The sequence below is a fragment of the Cellulomonas sp. NPDC057328 genome (assembly GCF_042667215.1).
Taxonomy (GTDB): Bacteria; Actinomycetota; Actinomycetes; order Actinomycetales; family Cellulomonadaceae; genus Cellulomonas.
Genome location: NZ_JBHUZW010000149.1, coordinates 1 through 7894, shown reverse-complemented (window position 1 = coordinate 7894; position 7894 = coordinate 1). Strand labels below are relative to the sequence as shown.

Here is a 7894-nt window from a genome sequence, read left to right as displayed (position 1 = left end):
GGCCGGGACGCGGTGCGCGTCCCGGCCCGCGTCCGGTCAGGCGGTCACGGTCAGGCGGTCGCCGTCAGGCCGTCGGCTTCAGCGGGTCGTGCCCGAGCGACATCAGCCGGTGCCGCCACTGCGCGTCGCCGGCCTCCGGCTCCGGCTCGTCGCCGCGCTCCGCACGGATCTCGGCGACCACCGTGCGCATGACCTCGACGTCGTCCGGCGTCAGGTCGGTGCGGCGCTTGCCGAGGATGCCGAGCACCGTGCGCGAGCGCTCGTCGCCGGCCTGGTCGGGCTCCGTCTCGGTCGCGGTGCCCGCGGCCTCGGTCGCGAGCCACTCCTGCAGCTCGCGCGAGGTCATGTTCACCACGTCGTGGAAGTCCTGCCACAGCTCGTCGTCGACGGGGCTGTCCGCCATGTCGTCCCCTTCCGTCGGGTGCTGGTCCGGGTGCTGCGGGGGAGCGGCCGGTCAGGAGCGGCCGAACCGCTCCTTCAGCAGCGCCTTGCCCTGCTCGGCGCCCTTGCGGCTCTCGGCCTGCGCGCGGCGGAAGAACTCCGCGAGCTCCGTGTCGCCGTCGCGCTCGGCGTCCTGCACGTACGTCTCGAGGCGCAGGACGTTGCTGAGGCACTGCTCGGTGAACCAGATGACGTTGTAGTCCTTGTCCTTCGTGCCGGTCACGGCACCCGTCTCGCTGTCGGTCATGTGCGCTCCTCCTCGAACCTCGCGATGGTGCATCGACGCGCCGGGAGCGGCCGTTCGACGGCCGTGCCCGACGCCACCCACGCTAGGTCGGACGGGGGCGTCGGGCATGCCGAGCGGGTCGGCGGACGCCGGCGGGCGTCAGGACCGGTCGCCGACGCCCGCCAGCGAGCGGTGCGCGCGCACCGCGGCCTCGGCGTCCGCGTGCACCAGGTCGGCGTTGATGCCGGCGCCCGCGAGGACGCCCGCCGCCGCCGAGGCACCCACCATGGCCGCGAGGTCCGTGGTGTTCCCGGCCACCCACACGTCGGGCAGGTCGGTGCGCCCGCCGGGCGTCGACGCGACGTACGTCCCGAACGGGTGCTCGCTCACGGTGCCGCCGAGCTGCTCGTACAGGTCGGCGTTCGCGACGAACCGCGGCGCGACCGCGAGGGCGTCGACGTCCACGCGCGTGCCGTCGGTGAGGACCACGGCCCGCAACGCCTCGTCGTCGTGGTCGAGCCGCGCCACGGTGCCGCGGACGACCCGCACCCCGAGGGCCGCGAGCTGCTCGTGCGCCGCCTCGTCCGGCTCCGGCCCGGTGTGCAGGAAGAGCGTGACGTCGTCGCTGAGCTGCCGCAGCAGCAGCGTCTGGTGCACCGCGTTGTCGCTGGTCGCGAGCACGCCGATGCGGCGCCCGCGGACCTCCCACCCGTGGCAGTACGGGCAGTGCAGGACGTCGGCCCCCCAGCGCTCGCGCACGCCGGGCACGTCGGGCAGGACGTCCGTGAGCCCGGTCGCGAGCAGCAGCACGCGCGCACGCACGTCACCGCCGTCGGCGAGCGTGACGACGAGGTCGTCGCCGTCCCGGCGGGCGCCCGCGGCCCGGTCCCGGCGGACGACCGCGCCGTACGACTCGGCCTCGCGGCGGCCCGCCGCGAGCAGCTCGTGCGGCGCCACGCCCTCGCGGCCCAGCAGGTTGTGCGCGCCCGCCGCAGCCGCGTTGCGGGGCTCGCCGGCGTCGACCACCAGGACGGACCGCAGCGAGCGGCCCAGCGTCACGGCGGCGGCCAGGCCGGCGGCCCCGCCGCCCACCACCACCACGTCGTACCGGTCGGTCATCGTGCACCTCCGTCGTGCGTCGGGTCGGGGGTCGTGGGGGCGTCGGTGCGGGCGGTGCCGGTGGGCCGGCCGCTCGCGGGGGCGCCCGCCGTGTCCGGGCGGTGCGCCAGCCACACGGTCCGGTCCGCGCGCACCGGCGACGCGTCGAGCACGGCCGGGTGCTGCGTCAGCAGCCGGTCGAGCGCCGCGACGTCCGCCGGGGCGAGCAGCTCGTGCGCCCGCGTCCGCACCCGGTCCAGCCAGGTGCGGGCGTACCGCCCGTCGACGGCCTCGGTGGTCAGGTGGTGCACGCCGTCCAGGACCAACCCCGCGCGCTCGAGGTGCGGCCCCCAGTCAGGATGAACGTTCCACGTCGACGAGGCCTCCGCGAGGCGGGAGCCCAGACCGGGGGCGTCGGGCAGGTCGTCGGGCGCCACGCGGGGCATCCGGTCGAGCTCGACCACCACGGCGAGCCCGCCGGGGCGCAGCGCGTCGTGCGCGTCGCGGAGCACCCGGTCCGGGTCGGCGAGGTGGTGCAGCGACGACGCGGCCCAGACGACGTCGGCGGCGCCGGTCGCCGGCCGCGCCCCGTCGAGGTCCGCCTCGAGCGTCCGGACGCGGCCGCCGACGCCCGCCCGGTCGGCCGCCGCGCGCAGCCGGTCGAGCATCGCGCGGGAGCGGTCGACGGCGACGACGGTCGCGTGCGGCAGGCGGTGCGCGAGCGCCAGCGTGCCGGTGCCCGTGCCGGCGCCGAGGTCGACGACCGTGCCCGCGTCGGGGCGGAGGTCCGCCACGAGGTCCGTGACGGTGGTGAGCCAGGCGCCGAGCACCTCGGCGTCGAGGTCGAGGAGCGCGGCCAGCTCGTCGTCGTGGCCGTCGTCGTGCCCGTCGTCGTGGTGGTGCCGGCCGGGGTGGGAGGTGGTGGTGGAGGAGGTCATGCATCCACGGTAGGCAACCGATGCGTCGCAGACATAGCATCTTGCGCATGACGCAAGAAGTGGACCTCGACGCGGTCGTCCGGCAACGCGTCCGCGGCCTCCGGCTCGCACGCGGCTGGTCGCTGGACGCCCTCGCCGCCCGGTGCTTCATGAGCCCGTCGACGCTCAGCCGGATCGAGACCGGTCACCGGCGCATCGCCCTCGACCAGCTCGTGCCGCTCGCACGGGCGCTCGGCACGACGCTCGACCAGCTGGTCGAGCCCGTCGAGGACGAGGACGTCGTCATCCGCCCCGACCCCGAGCACGTCGAGGGCATGACGACGTGGCTGCTCACGCGGCCCGGCGCCATCCCGGGCGTCGTCGTCGCCAAGATGCGCATCACGCCGGAACGGGCCGCGCGCGGGCCGGGCGTCCACCCGGGCCGCGAGTGGTTCACCGTGCTGAGCGGCACGGTGCGGCTGCGGCTCGGGGAGCGGACGATCCTCGTCGGACCGGGCCAGGCCGCGGAGTTCTCGACGATGGTCCCGCACGCCGTCGAGCCGCACGACGGGCCCGTCGAGTTGCTCAGCATCTTCGACCGCGACGGCGAGCGCGCGCACCTGCACGGCCCGCCGGTCCCCGACGCCTGACGTGCCTACGCGGGCCGCGTCGCCCGCCCGTCGAGCCACAGGGTGTCGGACGCGTCCGCGTGCGAGCCCGACGTGCCGACGTGCTTGCCGGAGATCGTGGGCCCCTTCGTCAGCACGTGCCAGAACGCCATCGCGTGCCCGCGCCCGAGCCCGTAGTCCTCGGCGAACCACGTCACCACCTGCGCCGCCTTCGTGCCGGGCGCGTCCAGGCCCTTCTCGTGCGCGACCGCGAGCAGCGCGCGCGGCGTCATGCCGGTGCGGTCCTCGATGGTGTCGAGGTAGGCCTGGAAGGACATCGGGGCTCCCGTCGTCGCGGCGACGCCGTGCGCGTCGCTCCTGGTGCCCGACCGGCGCGGCACGCCGGACTCATCGGGTCGCCCGGACGGGTGCACCGCGCCGGTGCCCGCCCTGCGCGGGCGGGCGGGCGCTGGTGGGATGGGCGTCGACGAGGCCGCGCCCGGCGCGCGGACCGGCGCCGCGGGCGGCGTGACCGGGACGGGACGGGGTGGCGTGGGCGCGGACGACGACGGGGCGGTGCCCGCGTGGGCGGTGGCGTCGGCCGTGCTCGCGCCGGTCGCGATGATCGGCGGCTGGAGCGTCGCGGCCGCGCTGCAGCCCGCGTTCGACCCCGTCGCGGAGACGATCAGCGCGCTCGCGGCCACGACGGCGACCGCGCCGGCGGTGATGACGGCGGGGCTCGCGCTCACCGGCGCCGCCCACGTCGTCACGGCCCTGGGCACCCGCGCGCTGCCGCGGGCCGGGCGGCTGCTGCACGCGCTCGGCGGCGTGGCCACGGTCGCCGTCGCGGCGCTGCCGGTGGACCGGACACCGCAGGCCCACGGGCTCGCGGCCGCCGTGGCGTTCGGCGCGCTGGCGCTGTGGCCGGCGGCGGCGTGGCGTCGCGGCGCCGCGACGGGTCGTCCCGAAGCCGCCCGTCGGCCCGCGCCCGCGGTGACACGTCCCGCGGTGGCGCTGACGGCGTGCGGCGTGCTCCTCGCGCTCCTGACGTGGTTCGTCCTCGAGCTGCAGGGCGTGGGCCCGGCCGGTGGTGCGTGGACCGGCGTCTCCGAGCGGGCCGTCGCCGGAGCGCAGGCGCTCTGGCCGCTCGCCGTCGTCCTGTCCCTGCGCGCCCACGCCGCACGGACCCGCACCGCCACCCGCCCCTGACGCCCCCCGCCCCCGACGCCCCCACCGAGCGGCCGTCCCGCCGTCCCGCCCCAGCCGAGCCGCCGCTGCCGAGCCGCCCGCCGAGCCCGTCCCGCCGAGGTCGCCTGCTCGGTGGCCAGGTCGCCGGTCCCGACCGGCGACCTCGGAGCGGAACCGGCGACCTCGGCGGGTGGGGTCGCGGTCGGGGCAAGCGCGGAGCGGGGGCGGGTGGCGGGGGCGTGGGCGCGGGCGGTGGTCGGTGGGGGAGGATCGGCGGGTGCGTGCGCTCGTGGTCGAGGAGTTCGGAGCCGTCCCCGTGGTGCGGGAGGTGCCCGACCCGGCGTGCCCGGACGACGGCGTCGTCGTGCGGGTCGCCGCGACGGGCGTGTGCCGCAGCGACTGGCACGCGTGGCAGGGGCACGACGACGGCGTGCGGCTGCCGCACGTGCCGGGGCACGAGCTCGCCGGCACGGTCGTCGCGGTGGGTCCGCGCGTGCGCGACTGGGCGCCCGGCGACGTCGTCACCGTGCCGTTCGTGTGCGCGTGCGGCACGTGCGCGACGTGCCGCGCGGGGGAGCAGCAGGTGTGCCCGCACCAGACGCAGCCCGGCTTCACGCACTGGGGGTCGTTCGCGGAGCTCGTCGCGCTCGACCACGCCGACACGAACCTCGTCCGGGTGCCGCAGGGCATGACGCCCGTCGAGGCGGCGTCGCTGGGCTGCCGGTTCGCGACGGCGTACCGGGCGCTGACGGTGCACGGCCGCGTGCGCGCGGGCGACGAGGTGGTCGTGCTGGGCTGCGGCGGCGTGGGCCTGTCCGCCGTGATGGTCGCCGTGTCGCTGGGTGCGCACGTGGTTGCCGTGGACCCGTCGCCGGCCGCGCGCGCGGCGGCGGGGGCGGCCGGCGCGCACGTGGTCCTCGACCCCGGGTCCGGCACCCCGGACGACGTGTCCGCGCAGGTGAGGGCCGCCACGGACGGCGGTGCGCACGTCTCCGTCGACGCGCTCGGCAGCCCGGCGACCGCGCAGGCCGGCGTGCTCGCGCTCCGGCGTCGCGGGCGGCACGTGCAGGTGGGTCTCCTGCTCGGCGACGACGCCGCGACGGCGCTGCCGATGGACCGCGTGGTCGCGCACGAGCTGGAGGTCTACGGCAGCCACGGCATGGCCGCGCACGAGTACCCCGAGATGCTCGCGGCGATCGCCGAGGGCCGCCTCGACCCGGGCGGGCTCGTCGGCCGGACCGTCGGCCTCGACGACGCCGCGGCGGCGCTCGCCGAGCTGGGGCGGCCCGGCGCGCACGCGGGGATGACCGTCGTCGTCCTCTGAGGGGCGGCGCCGACGGCGCCGCGCGACTGCTCGGACGGCCCGCGCCCTCCCGGCGCCCGTGCGCCCCGCCCCGGACGTCGTCCGCAGATGCGGGGCAGATTTCTGTTATCCCGGCCGATGACTCGGCGCGTCGCGGCGCCCGATCGTCGTGTGCGGCGCCGACGCGGGCTTCCACCCGATCGAGTGACGTCGACGCTGCTGACCTGCGGTGTCGTGCTGCTGCGGGCACCACCCGGATGCCGTCGATATCGATATCGGTGGTCATAGGACGATTGACCCCGTTTTTCCTGCGGGCTACGTTCGTTCACGTCCTATTTGTTCGCCATCCTTACAAATCGACGGGAGTCGAGATGGTCAGGAGCAGTGCGCACCACCCCCGCCCGGGGTCGTCGCGACGGCGTACCCTCGCCGCCGCGCTGACGGCCCTCGGCGTGCTCGTCACCGGGCTCGTCGCCGCGCCCGGGGCGAGCGCCGCCGGCGCGGTCACCGTCACCTTCACCTCCCAGGGCGACTGGGGGACCGGCCACCAGGTGGCCGTCACCGTCACCAACGGCACGACCGCGAGCGTCCCCTCGTGGGCCGTGGACTTCGCGCTCCCCAACGGCGCCAGCGTCAGCAGCGCCTGGGACGCCGACCTCACCCGCAACGGCACGTCCGCCTACCGCGCCGCCAAGAAGGGCTGGGCGGGCCCGCTCGCCCCCGGCGCCTCGCAGACCTGGGGCTACGTCGCCTCCGGCCCGTTCGTCCGTCCCACCACCTGCACCGTCAACGGCGCCGCGTGCACGGGCGGGACGCCGACCTCGTCGCCGACCGCCACGCCCACCACCACGCCGAAGCCCACGGCGACGCCGACCCAGTCGCCCACGCCGACCCCGACGCCCACGACGCCGCCGCCCGCGGGCGCCAAGGTCGTCGGCTACTTCGCCGAGTGGGGCGTCTACGGCCGCAACTACCACGTCAAGGACATCGACACCTCGGGGTCCGCGTCGAAGCTGACGCACATCCTCTACGCGTTCGGCAACACCACCGGCGGCCGATGCTCCATCGGCGACTCGTACGCCGACTACGAGAAGGCGTACACCGCCGAGCAGTCGGTCGACGGCGTCGCCGACACGTGGGACCAGCCGCTGCGCGGCAGCTTCAACCAGCTGCGCGAGCTGAAGAAGAAGCACCCGCACCTCAAGGTCATCTGGTCGTTCGGCGGCTGGACCTGGTCGGGCGGGTTCACGCAGGCGGCGCAGAACCCGCAGGCGTTCGCGGAGTCCTGCTACAACCTCGTCGAGGACCCGCGCTGGGCCGACGTCTTCGACGGCATCGACGTCGACTGGGAGTACCCCAACGCGTGCGGCCTCACGTGCGACTCGAGCGGCCCGCAGGCGTTCGACAAGGTCGTCACGGCGCTGCGCAACCGGTTCGGGCAGAACAACCTCGTCACCGCGGCCATCACGGCCGACGGCAGCAACGGCGGCAAGATCGACGCCGCCGACTACGCCACGGCGGCGCAGAAGCTCGACTGGATCATGCCGATGACGTACGACTACTTCGGCGCGTTCGCCCCGTCGGGCCCCACCGCCCCGCACTCGCCGCTGACGGCCTACCCCGGCATCCCGCAGGAGGGCTTCAACTCCGAGGCGGCGGTGAACAAGCTCATCGCCAAGGGCGTCCCGGCGCGCAAGATCCTGCTGGGCGTCGGGTTCTACGGCCGCGGCTGGAACGGCGTCACGCAGTCCGCACCGGGCGGCTCCGCCTCCGGCGCCGCGCCGGGCACGTACGAGCAGGGCATCGAGGACTACAAGGTCCTCAAGCAGCGCTGCCCCGCGACCGGCACGGTCGGCGGCACCGCGTACGCCCACTGCGGCACCCAGTGGTGGTCGTACGACACCCCGCAGACCATCGGCGGGAAGATGACGTGGGCCCGCAACAAGGGTCTCGGCGGCGCCTTCTTCTGGGAGCTGTCCGGCGACACGTCGAACGGCGAGCTCATCACGGCCGTCTCCGGCGGCTGGCGCTGACCCACGGGCGCCGGCGCGCTGGGGTGCGCCGGCTCCCGTGAGCACCGCGTCCCGGCCCGGGTCCCCGCGGGGACCCGGGC

At 76.2% G+C, this 7894-nt stretch carries 9 protein-coding genes; 4 read left to right on the top strand and 5 right to left on the bottom strand.

Annotated features, from left to right (window positions below):
- Positions 1–64: 64 nt before the first annotated feature.
- From ACFUMH_RS17640 to ACFUMH_RS17625, 4 genes are all read right to left on the bottom strand, one after another.
- On the bottom strand, positions 65–403 hold the full coding sequence (locus ACFUMH_RS17640; RefSeq protein WP_378208631.1) for a DUF3140 domain-containing protein: 339 nt from the start codon (positions 401–403) through the stop codon (positions 65–67).
- Between the two features lie 51 nt (positions 404–454).
- Complete coding sequence (locus ACFUMH_RS17635; protein WP_378208629.1) at positions 455–688, bottom strand: hypothetical protein; 234 nt, start codon at positions 686–688, stop codon at positions 455–457.
- Positions 689–826: 138 nt separating this feature from the next.
- Positions 827–1786: an NAD(P)/FAD-dependent oxidoreductase gene (locus ACFUMH_RS17630; protein ID WP_378208626.1), complete on the bottom strand. Its 960-nt coding sequence runs from the start codon at positions 1784–1786 to the stop codon at positions 827–829.
- A complete protein-coding gene (locus ACFUMH_RS17625) occupies positions 1783–2703 on the bottom strand; it encodes a class I SAM-dependent methyltransferase (protein WP_378208624.1) in 921 nt (306 codons plus the stop codon). The genes ACFUMH_RS17630 and ACFUMH_RS17625 overlap by 4 nt, the downstream gene beginning before the upstream one ends.
- Positions 2704–2750: 47 nt before the next feature.
- On the opposite strand from ACFUMH_RS17625, the gene ACFUMH_RS17620 reads away from it, so the two are divergent.
- Positions 2751–3332, top strand: coding sequence for a helix-turn-helix domain-containing protein (locus tag ACFUMH_RS17620; RefSeq protein WP_378208622.1), 582 nt, complete (start codon positions 2751–2753; stop codon positions 3330–3332).
- 5 nt (positions 3333–3337) lie between these two features.
- On the opposite strand, the gene ACFUMH_RS17615 is transcribed toward ACFUMH_RS17620, so the two are convergent.
- Positions 3338–3628, bottom strand: a complete 291-nt coding sequence (locus ACFUMH_RS17615) for a DUF4287 domain-containing protein (protein ID WP_378208620.1) — start codon at positions 3626–3628, stop codon at positions 3338–3340.
- A 139-nt stretch (positions 3629–3767) separates the two neighbouring features.
- Here ACFUMH_RS17615 and ACFUMH_RS17610 point away from each other — a divergent pair, with 139 nt between their 5' ends.
- From ACFUMH_RS17610 to ACFUMH_RS17600, 3 genes are all read left to right on the top strand, one after another.
- The gene (locus tag ACFUMH_RS17610) at positions 3768–4499 is read left to right on the top strand and encodes a DUF998 domain-containing protein (RefSeq protein ID WP_378208618.1); all 732 of its coding nucleotides are present in this window, start codon (positions 3768–3770) and stop codon (positions 4497–4499) included.
- A gap of 256 nt (positions 4500–4755) precedes the next feature.
- Positions 4756–5802, top strand: coding sequence for an alcohol dehydrogenase catalytic domain-containing protein (locus tag ACFUMH_RS17605; protein WP_378208616.1), 1047 nt, complete (start codon positions 4756–4758; stop codon positions 5800–5802).
- 350 nt (positions 5803–6152) lie between these two features.
- Complete coding sequence (locus ACFUMH_RS17600; RefSeq protein ID WP_378208614.1) at positions 6153–7814, top strand: glycosyl hydrolase family 18 protein; 1662 nt, start codon at positions 6153–6155, stop codon at positions 7812–7814.
- Positions 7815–7894 lie beyond the last annotated feature (80 nt).